Annotated in this window: 19 protein-coding genes; 9 read left to right on the top strand and 10 right to left on the bottom strand. The window is 59.1% G+C overall.

The genetic code is table 11. The features are described 5' to 3' along the window. Positions 1–2 precede the first annotated feature (2 nt). The 4 genes from AB4N44_RS12310 to AB4N44_RS12295 form a co-directional block, all read right to left on the bottom strand. Positions 3–944: a MerR family transcriptional regulator gene (locus AB4N44_RS12310; RefSeq protein ID WP_460108810.1), complete on the bottom strand. Its 942-nt coding sequence runs from the start codon at positions 942–944 to the stop codon at positions 3–5. Continuing rightward, positions 944–1,906 (bottom strand): YbgA family protein, encoded by a 963-nt coding sequence (locus AB4N44_RS12305; protein WP_460108812.1) that lies wholly within the window; start codon positions 1,904–1,906, stop codon positions 944–946. The genes AB4N44_RS12310 and AB4N44_RS12305 overlap by 1 nt, the downstream gene beginning before the upstream one ends. Positions 1,907–2,119: 213 nt before the next feature. Then, positions 2,120–2,335, bottom strand: coding sequence for a TIGR02450 family Trp-rich protein (locus AB4N44_RS12300; RefSeq protein WP_160041794.1), 216 nt, complete (start codon positions 2,333–2,335; stop codon positions 2,120–2,122). Next, complete coding sequence (locus tag AB4N44_RS12295) at positions 2,332–3,318, bottom strand: NAD(P)/FAD-dependent oxidoreductase (RefSeq protein WP_150750490.1); 987 nt, start codon at positions 3,316–3,318, stop codon at positions 2,332–2,334. The genes AB4N44_RS12300 and AB4N44_RS12295 overlap by 4 nt, the downstream gene beginning before the upstream one ends. 197 nt (positions 3,319–3,515) lie before the next feature. On the opposite strand from AB4N44_RS12295, the gene AB4N44_RS12290 reads away from it, so the two are divergent. Then, positions 3,516–4,418, top strand: a complete 903-nt coding sequence (locus AB4N44_RS12290) for a TIGR01777 family oxidoreductase (RefSeq protein ID WP_127929740.1) — start codon at positions 3,516–3,518, stop codon at positions 4,416–4,418. Between the two features lie 13 nt (positions 4,419–4,431). After that, positions 4,432–5,457, top strand: a complete 1,026-nt coding sequence (gene hemH, locus AB4N44_RS12285) for a ferrochelatase (RefSeq protein WP_127929739.1) — start codon at positions 4,432–4,434, stop codon at positions 5,455–5,457. Between the two features lie 115 nt (positions 5,458–5,572). Here hemH and AB4N44_RS12280 read toward each other — a convergent pair whose 3' ends face one another. Continuing rightward, entirely contained in the window at positions 5,573–6,847 is a 1,275-nt protein-coding gene (locus tag AB4N44_RS12280) for a uracil-xanthine permease family protein (protein ID WP_007912843.1), read from the bottom strand. A gap of 2 nt (positions 6,848–6,849) precedes the next feature. Continuing rightward, entirely contained in the window at positions 6,850–7,488 is a 639-nt protein-coding gene (upp, locus tag AB4N44_RS12275; RefSeq protein ID WP_007912842.1) for a uracil phosphoribosyltransferase, read from the bottom strand. A gap of 163 nt (positions 7,489–7,651) precedes the next feature. On the opposite strand from upp, the gene AB4N44_RS12270 reads away from it, so the two are divergent. The 3 genes from AB4N44_RS12270 to AB4N44_RS12260 all read left to right on the top strand — a co-directional run bounded on the left by AB4N44_RS12270 (position 7,652) and on the right by AB4N44_RS12260 (position 9,219). Then, positions 7,652–8,209 carry a hypoxanthine-guanine phosphoribosyltransferase gene (locus AB4N44_RS12270; protein ID WP_016987197.1) on the top strand — a complete coding sequence of 186 codons (558 nt, stop codon included), beginning with the start codon at positions 7,652–7,654 and terminating at the stop codon, positions 8,207–8,209. 179 nt (positions 8,210–8,388) lie between these two features. Next, the gene (locus AB4N44_RS12265; RefSeq protein WP_460108813.1) at positions 8,389–8,868 is read left to right on the top strand and encodes a hypothetical protein; all 480 of its coding nucleotides are present in this window, start codon (positions 8,389–8,391) and stop codon (positions 8,866–8,868) included. Between the two features lie 63 nt (positions 8,869–8,931). After that, a complete protein-coding gene (locus tag AB4N44_RS12260; protein WP_095123008.1) occupies positions 8,932–9,219 on the top strand; it encodes a PA4642 family protein in 288 nt (95 codons plus the stop codon). A 149-nt stretch (positions 9,220–9,368) separates the two neighbouring features. On the opposite strand, the gene mqo is transcribed toward AB4N44_RS12260, so the two are convergent. Together mqo and AB4N44_RS12250 are read right to left on the bottom strand one after the other, a co-directional pair. Further along, positions 9,369–10,877 carry a malate dehydrogenase (quinone) gene (mqo, locus tag AB4N44_RS12255; protein ID WP_460108814.1) on the bottom strand — a complete coding sequence of 503 codons (1,509 nt, stop codon included), beginning with the start codon at positions 10,875–10,877 and terminating at the stop codon, positions 9,369–9,371. Between the two features lie 708 nt (positions 10,878–11,585). Then, entirely contained in the window at positions 11,586–11,819 is a 234-nt protein-coding gene (locus AB4N44_RS12250) for a hypothetical protein (RefSeq protein ID WP_127929735.1), read from the bottom strand. Positions 11,820–12,023: 204 nt separating this feature from the next. Between AB4N44_RS12250 and AB4N44_RS12245 the strand changes: the two genes are divergently transcribed. Beyond that, on the top strand, positions 12,024–12,608 hold the full coding sequence (locus tag AB4N44_RS12245) for a YajG family lipoprotein (RefSeq protein WP_008086137.1): 585 nt from the start codon (positions 12,024–12,026) through the stop codon (positions 12,606–12,608). Between the two features lie 267 nt (positions 12,609–12,875). On the opposite strand, the gene AB4N44_RS12240 is transcribed toward AB4N44_RS12245, so the two are convergent. Further along, positions 12,876–13,082 (bottom strand): hypothetical protein, encoded by a 207-nt coding sequence (locus tag AB4N44_RS12240; RefSeq protein ID WP_008083982.1) that lies wholly within the window; start codon positions 13,080–13,082, stop codon positions 12,876–12,878. A gap of 193 nt (positions 13,083–13,275) precedes the next feature. Between AB4N44_RS12240 and AB4N44_RS12235 the strand changes: the two genes are divergently transcribed. After that, positions 13,276–13,554 (top strand): hypothetical protein, encoded by a 279-nt coding sequence (locus AB4N44_RS12235; RefSeq protein WP_016985168.1) that lies wholly within the window; start codon positions 13,276–13,278, stop codon positions 13,552–13,554. Positions 13,555–13,651: 97 nt separating this feature from the next. On the opposite strand, the gene AB4N44_RS12230 is transcribed toward AB4N44_RS12235, so the two are convergent. After that, a complete protein-coding gene (locus AB4N44_RS12230) occupies positions 13,652–14,815 on the bottom strand; it encodes a 1-acyl-sn-glycerol-3-phosphate acyltransferase (protein ID WP_176470129.1) in 1,164 nt (387 codons plus the stop codon). A 142-nt stretch (positions 14,816–14,957) separates the two neighbouring features. Here AB4N44_RS12230 and AB4N44_RS12225 point away from each other — a divergent pair, with 142 nt between their 5' ends. Both AB4N44_RS12225 and AB4N44_RS12220 read left to right on the top strand, forming a co-directional pair. Further along, positions 14,958–15,140: a CPXCG motif-containing cysteine-rich protein gene (locus tag AB4N44_RS12225; protein ID WP_201147727.1), complete on the top strand. Its 183-nt coding sequence runs from the start codon at positions 14,958–14,960 to the stop codon at positions 15,138–15,140. A 9-nt stretch (positions 15,141–15,149) separates the two neighbouring features. Then, on the top strand, positions 15,150–15,410 hold the full coding sequence (locus AB4N44_RS12220) for a putative signal transducing protein (RefSeq protein WP_007912819.1): 261 nt from the start codon (positions 15,150–15,152) through the stop codon (positions 15,408–15,410). The last annotated feature ends 35 nt before the right edge of the window (positions 15,411–15,445 follow it).

The raw sequence follows: 15,445 nt of genomic DNA, 5'->3' as shown, positions 1-15,445 counted from the left end.
CATTAGATCAGCCCACGCTGAACGAGCACCTGGTGCGCTACAAGCGCGTCTTCAGCCAGGAACACATCAGCCATCTCTGAGGTTTTTACGGACAACTCGGCGTGGTGGATGCATACCGTTGGTCCGACCAGCATTTTTGTACAACTGACTCCGTTCAGTAGCTTGGGCAACTGCGCAAGGTTCATGGCTTTGCTGGAATACAGCAGTACGCCACGGGCTCGCAGATGTTCGACCGCCAGCGCCAGTTCGGCGGCCGGCAGCGGCCAGTCAAACACTTGCACCGGACAATCGGCGCTGCTGATCAGCCACGCGCATAGCCACAGATGAGGTTCCAGTGGCAGGTCGGAATGATTGATCAACAACAGCGGGGCGCCATGCAACTGACGATTGTTATGGTAGATGCGTGTGCCGAATTTGCTGCGTAACCACGAATAAAAGAACACCCGTTCCATCTGCGCGCCGAACTGGCCCTGCCAACGCTGCTCCAGTTCCGCCAGCAGCGGCATCAGCAATTGCTCGCACAAGGTGCGTGGCGGGTAGAGCGCCATGGCCTGATTGACGCTGTCGTCGAGGCTGCGTTCATTGAGCTGCGTGACGGCGGCAAGCAGGGTTTGGCGCAAGCGCTGCCAGTCGTTTTCCACCGATTCGCTGAACGCCTGCGGTGCGTCGAGCAGCGGTTTGACCTGACTGACGGCAACACCACGGTTGAGCCAGGTGAGGATGGTCAGAATCTGTTGCACGTGTTCGGCCGAATACAGTCGGTGGCCCTTGGGGGTGCGTTGCGGCACGACCAGCCCGTAGCGGCGTTCCCACGCGCGCAAAGTGATCGCGTTGACGCCGGTCTGCCGGGCGACTTCGCGAATCGGCAGCCAACCCTCGTCGAGGGCTTTTTTAAAATCCGCGCCTAGGCCTTCCTGGGCGCTGGTATCCATTTTGTCGTTCATTAGATTGCGTTTCGCAGGCTGAGGTTTTCCGGGTGCGGTTGCAGGTAAACCTGTTGCGCGATATACGAATCCGGATGGAGGCGAAAGTGATGCTTGAGCAGCGTCAACGGCACCACCAGCGGCACGATGCCCTGGCGGTACTGGCCGATGACGTATTGCATTTCCTGTTTGTCTTCAGCGCTGATCACCTGTTTCAGATAACCGCTGATGTGCAGCAGCACGTTGCAGTGGGTGCCGCGCGTGGCGCATTTCTTCAATGCCGCCATCAGCTCGCTGAAGTAGCGCGGGCCGAGCTCGACGGGATCGCTGTGCACCATGTTGCCCAACAGCTTGCCGAGTGCTTTGTATTGCAGCGGGTTGTGCGCCATCAGCAAATATTTGTAGCGCGAATGGAATTCGGTGAGGGCGCGACGGCTCAGGCCATTGGCGAGGACTTGCTGCCATTCGCTGTAGGCGAACACGCGGGTGATGAAGTTCTCGCGCAACACCGGATCATTGAGGCGCCCGGCTTCTTCCACGGGCAGATCCGGATGCCGTGCGCAGAACGCCTGGGCGTAAATGCCGCGTCCGCCGCCATTCACCGGGGCACCGTTGGCGTGATAGACCTTGACCCGTTCCAGACCGCAGGACGGCGACTGCTGCATGAAGATGTAGCCGCAGATGTCATCCAGTTCGGCGGCCATTTTCTCGCCGTACTCAGCCAGTGGCTGGGTGACGTTGATCGCCCGGTTCACCGTGCCGACCGCTTGTGGATGTTCGGCCTCGCCGACGAGGCGGATCGGTTCGCGAGGAATGCCCAGGCCGATTGCGACCTCCGGACACACCGGGACGAAATCGAAATGCTCGGTGAGGGTGCGGCTGCACAGCCGTGATTCCTTGTGCCCACCGTTGTAGCGCACCTCGGCACCCAGCAGACAGGCGCTGATGGCGATTTTTGGCTTGGCTACGCAAGGATCTGACATGGGCACCTCGAATCTATACCTGTACAGAGGTAAATCTCTGTACAACTTTGCTCAGCATAGATTCATAGGTGTACAAGTCAAATTGTTTGTATAACTTTTTTGATTGAACGCAATTCACTGTGGGAGCGAGCCTGCTCGCGATTGCGGTATGTCAGCAACATTGATGCTGACTGATACGACGCTATCGCGAGCAGGCTCACTCCTACAGGATCTTTATTTCCAACCTAATAACCAGTGATCCTTGTTCCTGAGGACTTGCCAATCGAGGCGTTCGGCACGCTTGGTCAGCACGGCCTGCAACTCGACTTCCAGCACTGTGCCTTCCTCGTCGCGAAACAACTCGGTGACCAGAAAATGCTTTTCACGATTCTGCGGGTGAGCTGCTGTCCATTTCGACAGCAGCAATTTTTGCGGATTGATGCGGTTCATTGCAGGTGTTCGTGCAAACGTCGCGCGGCTTCCTGACCGCTCAGCCACGCGCCTTCGACACGCCCGGACAGGCACCAGTCGCCGCACGCGTACAGGCCCAGATCAGCATCGGCCAACGTACCCCATTCGTGGCCCGTCGCCGGGCGCGCATAGAGCCAACGATGGGCGAGGCTGAAGGTCGGCGCAGGCATCGCGCTGTGCAGCAATTCGGCAAACGCACCGTGCAGTTGCTCGATCACCGCTTCTTTGGACAGGTCGATGTGTTGCCGGCTCCACGCGCTGGTGGCGTGGAGCACCCAAGTGTCGAGGGTGGTATCGCGCCCCGGTTTGCTGCGGTTGCGCGCCAGCCAGTCGAGCGGGCTGTCCTGCACGAAACAACCTTCGATGGGGGTATCCAGCGGTGTGTCGAAGGCGAGGGCGACGGCCCAGGTCGGCTCCATCTTTACCCCGGCGGCGGCACCGGCCAGCTTCGGCGCAGCAGCCAGTAATGCAGTCGCTTGCGGGGCTGGCGTGGCGATCACCACGTGGCTGAACGGCCCGTGAGTGAAACCTTCGGCGTCCTGCAAATGCCAGTGTTCCTCACCGCGATAGACCTCGGTAATCCGGCAGGCAAAATGCACTTCCAGGCCATCGAGCAGACCACGGGTGATGGCGCTCATGCGCGGCGTACCGACCCAGCGGGTCTGCTCGTCCGGCGACAGATTCAGCTGCCCGCCCTGGTAGGTGTAGAGCTGTGGCGTCCACTCGGCGACCCAGCCCTGGCTTTGCCAACGCTGCACTTCGGTGACGAAGCGCCGGTCACGGGCGGTGAAATATTGCGCGCCCATGTCCAGCGAGCCAGCGTCGCTGCGCTTGCTCGACATGCGCCCGCCGCTGCCGCGACTCTTGTCGAATAATTGGATGGTATGCCCGCTCTCTGTCAGAGCCTGGGCGGCGGAGAGCCCGGCGATGCCGGTGCCGATGATTGCGATAGGTACAGTCATAGGGGCCTCGTTTACCTTTCTGTACAGACTACGCCGTGGATGAAACCTGTACAATTTTGTTTTTTGGTATAACTTCTAGCGTTCTCGTTCTGACAGCTTGGCCTATTGTTAAACAATAGAGCCTGCCCGATAGAAAAGATCCCTGCTTATAAAAATAGACTAGTGATCCGGGTTAAACGCCACGCGAGGAAGATGTCATGCACATATTGCTGACCGGCGGTACTGGTTTGATAGGACGTCAGCTCTGCCGACACTGGTTGGGGCAGGGCCATCGCCTGACGGTGTGGAGTCGCAAACCGGAGAAAGTCGCGAAAATCTGCGGTGCGCAGGTGCGTGGTATCGCGCGTCTCGAAGAGTTGGGTGACGAGCCGCTGGACGCGATCATCAACCTCGCTGGTGCGCCGATTGCCGATCGGCCGTGGACACATCGACGCAAAGCGTTGCTGTGGAGCAGCCGTATCAAGCTCACGGAAACCTTGCTGGCGTGGCTTGAAACGCGATCACAGAAACCGGCGCTGCTGATCTCCGGATCGGCCATTGGCTGGTACGGCGATGGCGGTGAGCGCGAACTGACGGAAGAGTCGCCGCCGGTGATCGACGATTTCGCCAGTCAGTTGTGTATTGCCTGGGAGGAAACCGCGCAACGGGCCGAGGCCCAAGGCATCCGTGTGGTGCTGGTGCGAACCGGGCTGGTGCTGTCGGCCGAGGGCGGCTTTTTGTCGCGCTTGTTATTGCCGTTCAAACTCGCGCTGGGCGGGCCTTTGGGCAATGGTCGGCAATGGATGCCGTGGATTCATATCAACGATCAAATCGCCCTGATTGATTTTCTTCTGCACCGCGATCAGGCCCGCGGTCCTTATAATGCCTGCGCGCCGAAACCTGTGCGCAATCGCGAATTTGCCAAGACGCTGGGCAGCGTTTTACACCGCCCGGCGTTCATGCCGATGCCGACGCTGGCGCTGAAGGTCGGCCTCGGCGAGATGTCTTTGTTGTTGCTCGGCGGCCAGAAGGCTATGCCGGCACGCTTGCTGGAAGCGGGTTTCACTTTCCAGTTCACGGATTTACGTGCGGCCCTGGACGATCTCTCCAGCCGCCTCTGAAATAGGACGTTGCATGACCGATCACGCCTTGCTTCTGGTCAACCTGGGTTCCCCGGCCTCCACCTCGGTGGCCGATGTGCGCAGCTACCTCAATCAATTCCTGATGGACCCGTATGTGATCGACCTGCCGTGGCCGGTGCGGCGTCTGCTGGTGTCGCTGATCCTGATCAAACGCCCCGAGCAATCGGCCCACGCCTATGCCTCGATCTGGTGGGACGAAGGTTCGCCGCTGGTGGTGCTCAGCCGTCGCTTGCAGCAGCAAATGACCCGGCAATGGACGCATGGCCCGGTAGAACTGGCGATGCGTTACGGTGAGCCGTCGATTGAAACCTGCTTGCTGAAACTGGTGGCGGCAGGGCACAAGCGCATCACGCTGGCGCCGCTGTATCCACAGTTCGCCGACAGCACCACGACCACAGTGATCGAAGAAGCCAAGCGGGTCATCCGCGAAAAGAAACTCAACGTGCAACTGTCGGTGTTGCAGCCGTTCTACGATCAGCCGGAATATCTCGACGCGCTGGTTGCAAGCGCCAGGCCGCATCTGCAGCAGGATTACGATCACTTGCTGCTGAGCTTCCACGGTTTGCCCGAGCGGCATCTGACCAAACTCGATCCGACCGGCAATCATTGCTTCAAGAATGACGACTGCTGCAAGAACGCCTCGCCTGCGGTATTGGCGACGTGTTATCGCGCGCAATGCCTGCGTACTGCGGCGTTATTCGCTGAGCGCATGGGCCTGCCGGATGGCAAATGGTCGGTGTCGTTTCAGTCGCGTCTGGGCCGGGCCAAGTGGATCGAACCGTACACTGAGGCGCGCCTGGATGAGCTGGCGAAAAGTGGCGTGAAGAAGATTCTGGTGATGTGCCCGGCGTTTGTCGCCGATTGCATCGAGACGCTGGAAGAGATTGGTGATCGCGGCAAGGAACAGTTCCGCGAAGCGGGGGGCGAGGAGTTGGTGCTGGTGCCATGTCTGAACGATGACCCGCAATGGGCCAAGGCCTTGGCAACCCTCTGCGAACGAGCGCCGCTGGCCCTGTGATGATCGTTCCCACGCTCTGCGTGGGAATGCAGCCCGTGACGCTCCGCGTCACTGGACGCAGAGCGTCCCTAGAGGCATTCCCACGCAGAGCGTGGGAACGATCAGATCTAAAGGCTTAGATCAGCGGCTCATCCGCCTTCTTGTTCTTCCAGCCATCATTGCCCGGCAGAATCAGGTTCAGCGCAATCGCCACCACCGCGCACAGCGCGATGCCTTTGAGGCCGAAGTCGTCCGGGCCGGTGCCGGTGCCGACCAGCACACCGCCAATCCCGAACACCAGCGTTACCGAGACAATCACCAGATTGCGCGCCTCGCCCAGATCGATCTTGTGACGGATCAGGGTGTTCATGCCCACCGCCGCGATCGAACCGAACAGCAAGCACAGAATCCCGCCCATCACCGGCACCGGAATGCTCTGCAGCAGCGCGCCGAACTTGCCGATGAACGCCAGGCTGATAGCGAAGATCGCCGCCCAGGTCATGATTTTCGGGTTGTAGTTCTTGGTCAGCATCACCGCGCCCGTCACTTCGGCGTAGGTGGTGTTGGGCGGACCGCCGAACAGACCGGCTGCGGTGGTGGCAATGCCGTCACCGAGCAGGGTGCGATGCAGGCCCGGCTTCTTCAGGTAATCGCGACCGGTCACGCTGCCGACGGCAATCACGCCACCGATGTGCTCAATCGCCGGGGCCAATGCCACCGGAACGATGAACAGAATCGCCTGCCAGTTGAACTCCGGCGCGGTGAAATGCGGGATCGCAAACCATGGCGCAGCGGCAATCTTCGCCGTGTCGACCACGCCGAAATAGAACGCCATAGCAAAACCGACCAGCACGCCGGAAATGATCGGCACCAGGCGGAAGATGCCTTTACCGAACACCGCCACGATCAACGTGGTCAGCAATGCCGGCATCGAGATCATCATCGCGGTCTGGTAGTGGATCAGTTCAGAACCGTCGCCAGCCTTGCCCATCGCCATGTTCGCGGCAATCGGCGCCATGGCCAGACCGATGGAAATGATCACCGGACCAATCACCACCGGCGGCAGCAAACGGTCGATGAAGCCCGTGCCTTTGATCTTCACGGCAAGGCCGAGGAAGGTGTAGACGAAACCGGCCGCCATCACCCCGCCCATGGTCGCGGCGAGGCCGAACTGGCCCTTGGCGAGAATGATCGGGGTGATGAAAGCGAAGCTCGACGCCAGAAACACCGGCACCTGACGCCCGGTGACGATCTGGAACAGAATCGTTCCCAGACCTGCGGTAAACAGTGCCACGTTCGGGTCCAGGCCCGTGATCAGCGGCATCAGCACCAAAGCGCCGAAAGCCACGAACAGCATCTGGGCGCCGGACAGCACCGTGCGCCAGAGCGGATCGTTGAACTCTTGCTGCATGGTCACGCGTCCTTCTGCTTGGTGCCGAAGATCTTGTCACCGGCGTCGCCAAGTCCAGGGATGATGTAACCGTGCTCGTTCAAGCGCTCATCGATGGACGCGGTGTAGATGGTCACGTCCGGGTGAGCTTTTTCTACTGCAGCAATGCCTTCCGGCGCGGCAACCAGCACCATGGCGCGGATATCTTTGCAGCCGGCTTTCTTCAGCAGGTCAATGGTCGCAACCATCGAACTGCCGGTGGCGAGCATCGGGTCGATGATCATCGCCAACCGTTCGTCGATTTCCGGAACCAGTTTTTCCAGATAGGTGTGCGCTTGCAGGGTTTCTTCGTTGCGGGCGACACCCACAGCGGAAACCTTGGCACCCGGGATCAGGCTCAGCACGCCTTCAAGCATGCCGATGCCGGCGCGCAGGATCGGCACGACGGTAATCTTCTTGCCGGCGATTTTCTCGACCGACACGGTGCCGCACCAGCCCGCAATATCGTAGGACTCCAGCGGCAGATCTTTTGTAGCTTCATAGGTCAACAGGGCGCCGACTTCCTGAGCGAGCTCTCGGAAGTTCTTGGTGCTGATATCGGCGCGGCGCATCAGGCCGAGTTTATGACGGATCAGCGGATGGCGGATCTCGAGGATGGGCATGGAAAAACTCCGGCGGCGGGCAAAAAAACCGGCCTAGATTAATCTATCCGAGGGTGATGTCCTATAGGACATTCTGTACGTTAGTCCATAAAGGCTTGATTCGGCCTCGATGGATGCGTACCTTTGCCCGCTTTTCCAATTCCGCCAACCCCTGGAGAGCGCCATGTCCGCTGATCTCGAGCATATCCGTCAAATCATGCGAGAGGCTGACTGCCTGTACACCGAATCTGAAGTCGAGGCCGCCATTGCCCGCGTCGGTGCACAAATCAACGAACAACTGGCCGACAGCAACCCGGTAGTGTTCTGCGTGATGAACGGCGGGCTGATTTTCTCCGGCAAACTGCTGACGCATCTGCAATTCCCGCTGGAAGCCTCCTACCTGCACGCGACCCGTTATCGCAACGAAACCAGCGGCGGCGACCTGTTCTGGAAAGCCAAGCCGGAAGTCTCGTTCATCGACCGCGACGTGCTGATCATCGACGATATCCTCGATGAAGGTCACACCCTGGGCGCGATCATCGACTTCTGCAAACACGCCGGCGCGCGCAAAGTGCACACCGCCGTGTTGATCGACAAGGATCACGACCGCAAGGCGCGTCCTGACCTGAAAGCCGATTTCGTCGGCCTGCCGTGCATCGACCGTTACATCTTCGGTTACGGCATGGATTACAAAGGCTACTGGCGCAACGCCAACGGGATCTTTGCCGTTAAAGGCATGTAATCCGCGCCTCGATCCAATGTGGGAGCGAGCCTGCTCGCGAAAGCGATCTTTCATTCAGGATAAGTGTTGAATGTGAAATTGCCTTCGCGAGCAGGCTCGCTCCCACAGTTGTTTTGTGTGTGCTGATCCATCCGTGATACCCATGCTAGAGTGCTCGGCCCCGCCCTCCGGAGCCCGTCATGAGCCTCTCGATCCGCAGCCTCGCCGCGCTTTTCCTGATCTTCAGCCTGCCTCTTTCCGCCGCGCCGATGCACAGCCAATTCCTGCCGCCGGACGATCTGACGGTGCGCGATGCCGAGCCTGAACAGCAGCAACTGTTGCAGGTCACCGATTACTCGGTGGTCGTCGGCGCGCAACGCCAGTCCAATCAGCAGCCGATTCCGGTTACTTCATCGCTGATGATCCGCCTCAAGGGCAAATCCCTGAACAAGGGTGCGGCCATCACTCAGGTGCTGGTCAATTTCGACGGCGAAAGCAAAAGCCTGAAAAAGCCGATCTACGACGACAAGAGCAAAACCCTGACGCTGTTTTATCCACTGGCTCAATACCGCGTGATCATCGATCTGCTGCGCAATGACACGGTGTATGTGCAGTTCCTCAGTTACGCCAACGGCCATATCTGGGCCGATTTGCATACCGGGGCGGTGCGATCGCGTTGAGCCGGGCGGCCGGGCAGGGGTAAACTGCCCGCCCCGTGTAATGTCTGCGAGCTGGAGTCGGCAATGCGTAAAGATAAGAAACAAGTGATTGGTGACGAGATCGGCGATGAGCAGATCAAGCTGTTCCTCGATTTTGAGCCGGTCGACGCCACTTCGCCGTCGCTGCACAAACTGATCAAGGCTTACCGTGGCCTGCGTATCGACGACTTCGAGCGCTTTCTGGGCTTCTTCGTTGCGGCTGGCTACGACGTCGATGGCAAGGACGAACAGGGCAAGACCTTCGTTGAGCTGATCGCCGATCAGCGCAACGCCCCGGAATACATCGAGCTGATCGAAAAGTCCCGCGGTTAAGGGCAAAAGACAAGATCAAAAGATCGCAGCCTTCGGCAGCTCCTACATGGGATTTATGTTGGCCCTGTAGGAGCTGCCGAAGGCTGCGATCTTTTGCTTTTGACAGGCATAAAAAACGCCCCGATCGGGGCGTTTTTCATGCGGCGTGATCAAGCGTAGCTTGGGGTCTCGCTGCTTTCTTCAACCAGTTCCAGCGCGATGTTGTTCTGCGTGTTGATCTTGCGATACAGCGCAGCATCGGTTTCCAGGACCTTTTCACGGGCAGGGAAGATTTCCGCCAGTTTGCCAGCCCACTCACCCTTGGCCTTGGCCGGGAAGCACTTCTCGATCAGTTCAAGCATGATCGAAACGGTCACCGACGCACCTGGCGAAGCGCCGAGCAGGGCGGCGAGGGAACCGTCCTTGGCCGCAACCAGTTCGGTACCGAACTGCAGGATGCCGCCCTTTTTCGGGTCTTTCTTGATGATCTGCACCCGTTGGCCGGCCACTTCCAGGCGCCAGTCTTCGGCTTTCGCCTCCGGGTAGAAACGGCGCAGGGAATCCAGACGCTGTTCCATCGATTGCATCACTTCGCTGACCAGGTACTTGGTCAGGTCCATGTTGTTTTTCGCCACGGCCAGCATCGGCCCGATGTTGCCGGCGCGAACCGACAGCGGCAGGTCCATGAAGGAGCCGTGCTTGAGGAACTTGGTGGTGAAACCGGCGTATGGCCCGAACAGCAGGGATTTCTTGCCGTCGACTACGCGGGTGTCCAGGTGCGGCACCGACATCGGTGGCGAACCCACAGCGGCCTGGCTGTAAACCTTGGCCTGGTGATGCTTGACCACCTCCGGGTTGTCGCAACGCAGCCACTGGCCGCTGATCGGGAAGCCGCCGAAGCCTTTGCTTTCCTCGATGCCCGAAGCCTGCAGCAACGGCAGGGCAGCGCCACCGGCGCCGAGGAAGACGAACTTGGCGTCGACTTCACGGCTGCTGCCGCTGTTGACGTCCTTGATGCTGACGGTCCAGCCACTGCCGTTACGCTTGAGGCCAGTGACGCGCTTGCAGTATTTGACTTGAGTGTCCGGGGCGCTGGTCAGGTGCTTGAGCAACTGATTGGTCAGGGCGCCGAAGTTGACGTCGGTGCCGTTCATCACGCGGGTCGCGGCGAGGACTTCGTCTTGCGCGCGGCCCGGCATCATCAGAGGCATCCACTCGGCCATTTTGGCCTTGTCTTCGGTGTACTCCATGTCAGCGAAGGCGTGGTGCTTGCTCAACACGTCGAAGCGCGATTTGAGGAAAGACACGCCGCTGTCGCCCTGGACGAAGCTCAGGTGCGGCACCGGGCTGATAAAGGATTTGCACGAGCCGAAGGTGCCTTTCTTGGTCAGGTACGACCAGAACTGCTTCGACACCTCGAACTGGGTGTTGATGTGCACGGCTTTCTTGATGTCGACGGTGCCATCAGCGGCTTGCGGCGTGTAGTTCAGCTCGCACAGACCGGCGTGGCCGGTACCGGCGTTGTTCCAAGGGTTGGAACTCTCTGCGGCACCGGAATCCATCAGCTCGACGACTTCCAGCTTGATCGCGGGGTCGAGCTCTTTGAGCAGCACGGCCAGAGTGGCACTCATGATGCCCGCCCCAACCAGAACTACGTCGACTGCTTCGTTATGCGCCATTTAACGCGTCTCCAAAATCTGCAGCACCAAATTGTCGGCATGGCTGCCAGGCGTTCCGGGACAGATCAGTTATGCCCCAGCTATCCGTGGTCAGGTCGCCATGTCCGAATCTTCGCAATTTTTCGCAACTTCGACGGATGTATGCGGCTTGGCTTTCAAGAGCTCCATGAACTCATTTCAGCACGTAGCTGGCAATTCGACTTATGGTCGAGACATCCGTTTTTGTGCAACCAAATCCGTAGCGGACAGGCTTCAGGCTCCGATATTCGAGGTATACCCGGTCCTGTGTCGTTGGGCTGTTTCAGACGCTAATGGTGCATGTTCAGACGCAAAACTTTTCATTTGCTCGCCACACTCTTGTGAAGTTGTGAAAACCCGTTTTTTTCACGCTCTTTTGAAGACGTGAACCTCAAAAAAGGGCTGTCCAGGCCTGGCACCTTGCCCGAGGGCAAAAACAACGCGGTGGCCGAGCGTCATGACAGCTCTGCAGATTCGCGAAAAGCGGGGTTTTTGCCGGAAGAACAGGCAAGCGCGCCAACTTCACTCGATCTGTGTGGGCGGCTCTCTGTGGGCGATTTTGGGTGTCGATGCATGCGCATTGACGCTGTTGCGGGGCCCGATCAGGAGACGTCCTTATAATCGGGGGGAGATTGTATCGAAGAAATGCGGGCAGTTGCTCGTGTTTAATGACTTTTATTAGGCATCCGGTCAGATGCTCAACATCGCTTGCACCCGTGCACGGGGCTGCGACGCTATGACGCGGGCGCTGGCGGGCAGTGGCTGGTGCAACCAGTTGAGGCGGATTTCTTCGATTTCCACCCAGCCATCGCCCATCGGTTGCAGGCTGCACTGCTTGAATGCCTGGCAATGGCCGTTGCGATCGAGCAGGGCGAAGCTGCGGTGCAGCGGGCGTGGCGAGAACAACGAGATCAGATAACGCATGATTGAGTACCTTGTGGGGGACTGATTGCAAGGTTGCCAAGGCGCCGTGACGTGAACGTGTATGCCGGGTGAATAATCTGTGACAGGAACCGCTTTCCCGCGGGTTTGTCAGACATTTCAGTATTCACTGTCGGGCGCTGGTTACCCGCAGTGGCCCACCGCTATACTGCCGGCCTGTTTGTGCCTGATTCTGGAGAGAAGAGCATGTTGCAACGCCTGTTGTTCGGTTTGATCACTGTGGCCGGTTTGACCTTGGCCGGCTGCGCCCACAGCCCGCAACAACTGAACCCGGAGCCGAAGCTGACCACCCAGCTGCCAGCGGTCGGTCGTGGCCAGCCTGTTGTCGTGCGTGTAGTAGACGGTCGTCCGTCGCCAACTTTGGGCACGCGTGGCGGTCTGTACCCGGAAACCAGCGCCATCACCGTGCAGCGCGAGCAGATCCTGCCCAAGCTGCAGGCTCAGGCTGAAGCCGCCGTGCGTCTGCTCGGTTTCACCCCGACCAATAACGCGCCGAATGCTCCGCAGTTGACCGTGACCCTGGCCGAGCTGAAGTATCAGTCGCCGAAAGAAGGCATGTACGTGACTGAGGCGACCATCGGCGCGACCTTCCGCTCCGACGTGCAGAACGCCAACCGCCGTTACAGCGGCCGTTACGGCGCTTCGCTGGACCAGCGTTTCGGCATGGCGCCGAACCAAGAAACCAACACCAAACTGGTCAGCGACGTGTTGAGCGATGCGCTGACGCGTCTGTTCAAGGATCCGACTGTGGGTCAGGTTCTGGCCGAGTAAGTTTTCGGCAGATGTGAAAAAGCCCGGGGCCAGTGATGGTTTCGGGCTTTTTTGTGGGTGTCAGGATTGAAATTTTGTGTTGGATGAACAATCGATCCCCCTCACCCCAGCCCTCTCCCCCAAGGGGGGCGAGGGGGAAAGGGAGTCGATCGGGGGCTTTTCAGAATCTGAGTTCGGCTCGATATTTCAGGTCGATGTACCTCGAATAAACACCTCGGTCAGTCCCCTCTCCCTCCGGGAGAGGGCTAGGGTGAGGGGCTTTTGCTTTCAGGCAGCCTGCGAGTAAAAGTCGAGAACGCTGACACCCGTCAGCAAATCCGTCTCCGGCAAATCCGCATGCTGATGCCCGCCCAGTGCGCAATACACCAGCCAATGGCGATCCTGAACATTGAAGGCAAGGCTGCCGACGAGGCTTTGCTGCTCGTCGTAAGGGGTAATGAGATAAAGACGATCCTGGTTTTCAGCGTGAAGCATGTCGCGTTCCATGTGTGTTTCGAGGCGCGCAGGGTGGCCTATCCACATGACGATGCCGTGACACAGGACAGCCATCGGTCGATTGTCAGGTAATTTGTCGCAAAGGCTGGGGCAGGGGAGCAAGGTTTCGGTAGAATCCGCGCCGCGGTCGTCGGTCTGGCGTCTGCCATACCGGTTCAGATAGAGGTCTGTGATGTCGCTGCACTTGATGACGCTGTTTACCGCCCATCCCGCCAAGTTGATCAACTTGCTGGCACTGCTGTTGGCGTTTCCGGGCAGTTGGCTGCTGCACGCCACTCGTCGCCGTGAACAGCGCGCGATGGCCAGCATTGCCGCCCAGCGTCAGGCACAGCCGAATGCCGAGCCGATACTGGATTGGGCGACCTTGCGCATGAACCGGTTTTTCTATCGTTTTGGTTTTGCTTGCCTGGGCCTGGCCCTGATCGTTTCCTGGATCAGCACGCGCTTCTAAAAGCAAAAGATCGCAGCCTGCGGCAGCTCCTACAGGGTGTACATCATTCCCGTGTAGGAGCTGCCGCAGGCTGCGATCTTTTGATCTTGCCGTTGTTTTACAGCGGCAACCCAGCCTTGACCCGATACTGATTACGTACCGGCGTCGCGTATTGCAGCACCAGATACGGACGGTGCTCTGCAGGGCATGCATCCAGCCGGCTCTGCCATTCTTCCTGCGCCTTGGCCAGTTCATCCGCCGGGAATACCTCGGCAGCTTTCGGCACATTCAACTGCGGATCAGCATCGGCCCACTGCGCATACGCCAGGTAATGCACCGGGAACAACCGGTAACCGCCGAGAATCTGCTTGTCCATTTCGACCGCCAATTGCTTGGTGTCTTCGAACAGCTCAGTGATCGGCGCAGCAAAGTTCACATGCACGCGGCCCTTGTAGCCAGTGATGCCCTTGGCAATGCTTACGTCATCCTCGCCCGGCGCTTTCGCGTAAGTGCCGGTGGTCGCGCGGATGTACAGCTCGCGGGCCTTGGCCTGGTCGCACGGATCGTATTCGTAGCTGATCGACACCGGGGTGACATTCAGCGAGCGGATCACTTCGCCGAACGGCTCGTCCTTGCGGCTCATGTGGAACATCTTGAGGATCGCCGACTCGGTGCGGTCGTCTCCGTCCTTCGCCCGACCTTCGGCCTGAGCGATCCAGATCGACGCGCAATCGTTGCGGATCGAGTGGTTGATGTACGCCGACAACAGTTGATACGCAGCCATTTTCTCGCGGCGGCCGGTGATCGAACGGTGGACGATGAAGCTCTTGTTCAAACGCATCAGGTCGCTGACAAACGGTTTTTGCAGCAGGTTGTCGCCAATCGCGATGCGCGGCGTCGGCAGGCCAGCGTGGTACACGGCGTAGTTGACGAAGGCCGGGTCCATCACGATGTCGCGGTGGTTGGCGATGAACAGATAAGCGCTGCCGGACTTGAATTGCTCGACACCGGTGTAGGTCACGCCGTCGGTGGCGCGCTCGATGGTGTGGTCGACGTAGGACTCGACCTTGTCCTGCAACGTCGCCACCGACGTCACGTCGGCGAACTCACGACGCAGCCGATGGGCTATAAGTGGTTTGAGCATCCAGCCGAAGGCACCGGCAAAACGCGGGAAGCGGAAGTGGGTGAGGATATCTAGAAACGCCTTGTCGCCGAGCAGTCTTGCCAGTACCACAGGTACTTCGCTGTCGTCGTAAGGTCGGATGGCATCGAATTCGCCCATCATGCTCTCTTGTTGGAAACGGCTAGGGTAAGTAAAGGTTTTGATCGAAAACCCACGGGGCACGGTCTGAAAAAGTAGCCAGACAAAAATAGCCCTGCAAATAGACCGGCGATTATACGCACAAGTCACTTGGGAGACCGCGATGCTGGAAGCCGCTGAATACGAATGTCCTTATTGTGGGGAGCCTGTTGAGACGACGGTGGACTTGTCCGGTGGCGATCAGACCTACATCGAGGACTGTCAGGTGTGTTGCCGACCAATAACGTTCGTGTTGCAGGTCCATGGAGAGGACTGGTTTCTGGAAGTCTTCAGCGAAAACGAGTGAGGCGCGCCCATGCAGCGAATCTACGAGCCGGAAAACCTGATGGAAGGTGAAATGCTCAAGGGCATGCTCGCCAGCGAAGGCATCGAGGCGCACTTGATTGGCCGCGATTTGCTCGGTGGAACGGGCGAGCTGCCGATCTTCGGTCTGTTGGGCTTGTCCGTCGATAACGATCAGGCCGAATACGCTCGCGAGCTGATCACCGCGTACAATGCCGCGCTGCCGCTGCCCGGCGATGAACCGGAGAGCTTCCCCGGGACGCTGGTCTGTTAGGCTGAGCTTCGTTTTACTTCAGAGTCGTGTTGCCC

Source organism: Pseudomonas sp. S3_C06 (genome assembly GCF_054667675.1).
This window is presented reverse-complemented; position numbering and strand designations above follow the sequence as displayed.

What these genes read in the sequence shown, in the direction of transcription:
- AB4N44_RS12310 (WP_460108810.1), bottom strand. Translation starts at nt 944, where the DNA reads ATGAACGACAAAATGGATACCAGCGCCCAGGAAGGCCTAGGCGCGGAT.
- AB4N44_RS12305 (WP_460108812.1), bottom strand. Translation starts at nt 1,906, where the DNA reads ATGTCAGATCCTTGCGTAGCCAAGCCAAAAATCGCCATCAGCGCCTGT.
- AB4N44_RS12300 (WP_160041794.1), bottom strand. Translation starts at nt 2,335, where the DNA reads ATGAACCGCATCAATCCGCAAAAATTGCTGCTGTCGAAATGGACAGCA.
- AB4N44_RS12295 (WP_150750490.1), bottom strand. Translation starts at nt 3,318, where the DNA reads ATGACTGTACCTATCGCAATCATCGGCACCGGCATCGCCGGGCTCTCC.
- AB4N44_RS12290 (WP_127929740.1), top strand. Translation starts at nt 3,516, where the DNA reads ATGCACATATTGCTGACCGGCGGTACTGGTTTGATAGGACGTCAGCTC.
- hemH (WP_127929739.1), top strand. Translation starts at nt 4,432, where the DNA reads ATGACCGATCACGCCTTGCTTCTGGTCAACCTGGGTTCCCCGGCCTCC.
- AB4N44_RS12280 (WP_007912843.1), bottom strand. Translation starts at nt 6,847, where the DNA reads ATGCAGCAAGAGTTCAACGATCCGCTCTGGCGCACGGTGCTGTCCGGC.
- upp (WP_007912842.1), bottom strand. Translation starts at nt 7,488, where the DNA reads ATGCCCATCCTCGAGATCCGCCATCCGCTGATCCGTCATAAACTCGGC.
- AB4N44_RS12270 (WP_016987197.1), top strand. Translation starts at nt 7,652, where the DNA reads ATGTCCGCTGATCTCGAGCATATCCGTCAAATCATGCGAGAGGCTGAC.
- AB4N44_RS12265 (WP_460108813.1), top strand. Translation starts at nt 8,389, where the DNA reads ATGAGCCTCTCGATCCGCAGCCTCGCCGCGCTTTTCCTGATCTTCAGC.
- AB4N44_RS12260 (WP_095123008.1), top strand. Translation starts at nt 8,932, where the DNA reads ATGCGTAAAGATAAGAAACAAGTGATTGGTGACGAGATCGGCGATGAG.
- mqo (WP_460108814.1), bottom strand. Translation starts at nt 10,877, where the DNA reads ATGGCGCATAACGAAGCAGTCGACGTAGTTCTGGTTGGGGCGGGCATC.
- AB4N44_RS12250 (WP_127929735.1), bottom strand. Translation starts at nt 11,819, where the DNA reads ATGCGTTATCTGATCTCGTTGTTCTCGCCACGCCCGCTGCACCGCAGC.
- AB4N44_RS12245 (WP_008086137.1), top strand. Translation starts at nt 12,024, where the DNA reads ATGTTGCAACGCCTGTTGTTCGGTTTGATCACTGTGGCCGGTTTGACC.
- AB4N44_RS12240 (WP_008083982.1), bottom strand. Translation starts at nt 13,082, where the DNA reads ATGCTTCACGCTGAAAACCAGGATCGTCTTTATCTCATTACCCCTTAC.
- AB4N44_RS12235 (WP_016985168.1), top strand. Translation starts at nt 13,276, where the DNA reads ATGTCGCTGCACTTGATGACGCTGTTTACCGCCCATCCCGCCAAGTTG.
- AB4N44_RS12230 (WP_176470129.1), bottom strand. Translation starts at nt 14,815, where the DNA reads ATGGGCGAATTCGATGCCATCCGACCTTACGACGACAGCGAAGTACCT.
- AB4N44_RS12225 (WP_201147727.1), top strand. Translation starts at nt 14,958, where the DNA reads ATGCTGGAAGCCGCTGAATACGAATGTCCTTATTGTGGGGAGCCTGTT.
- AB4N44_RS12220 (WP_007912819.1), top strand. Translation starts at nt 15,150, where the DNA reads ATGCAGCGAATCTACGAGCCGGAAAACCTGATGGAAGGTGAAATGCTC.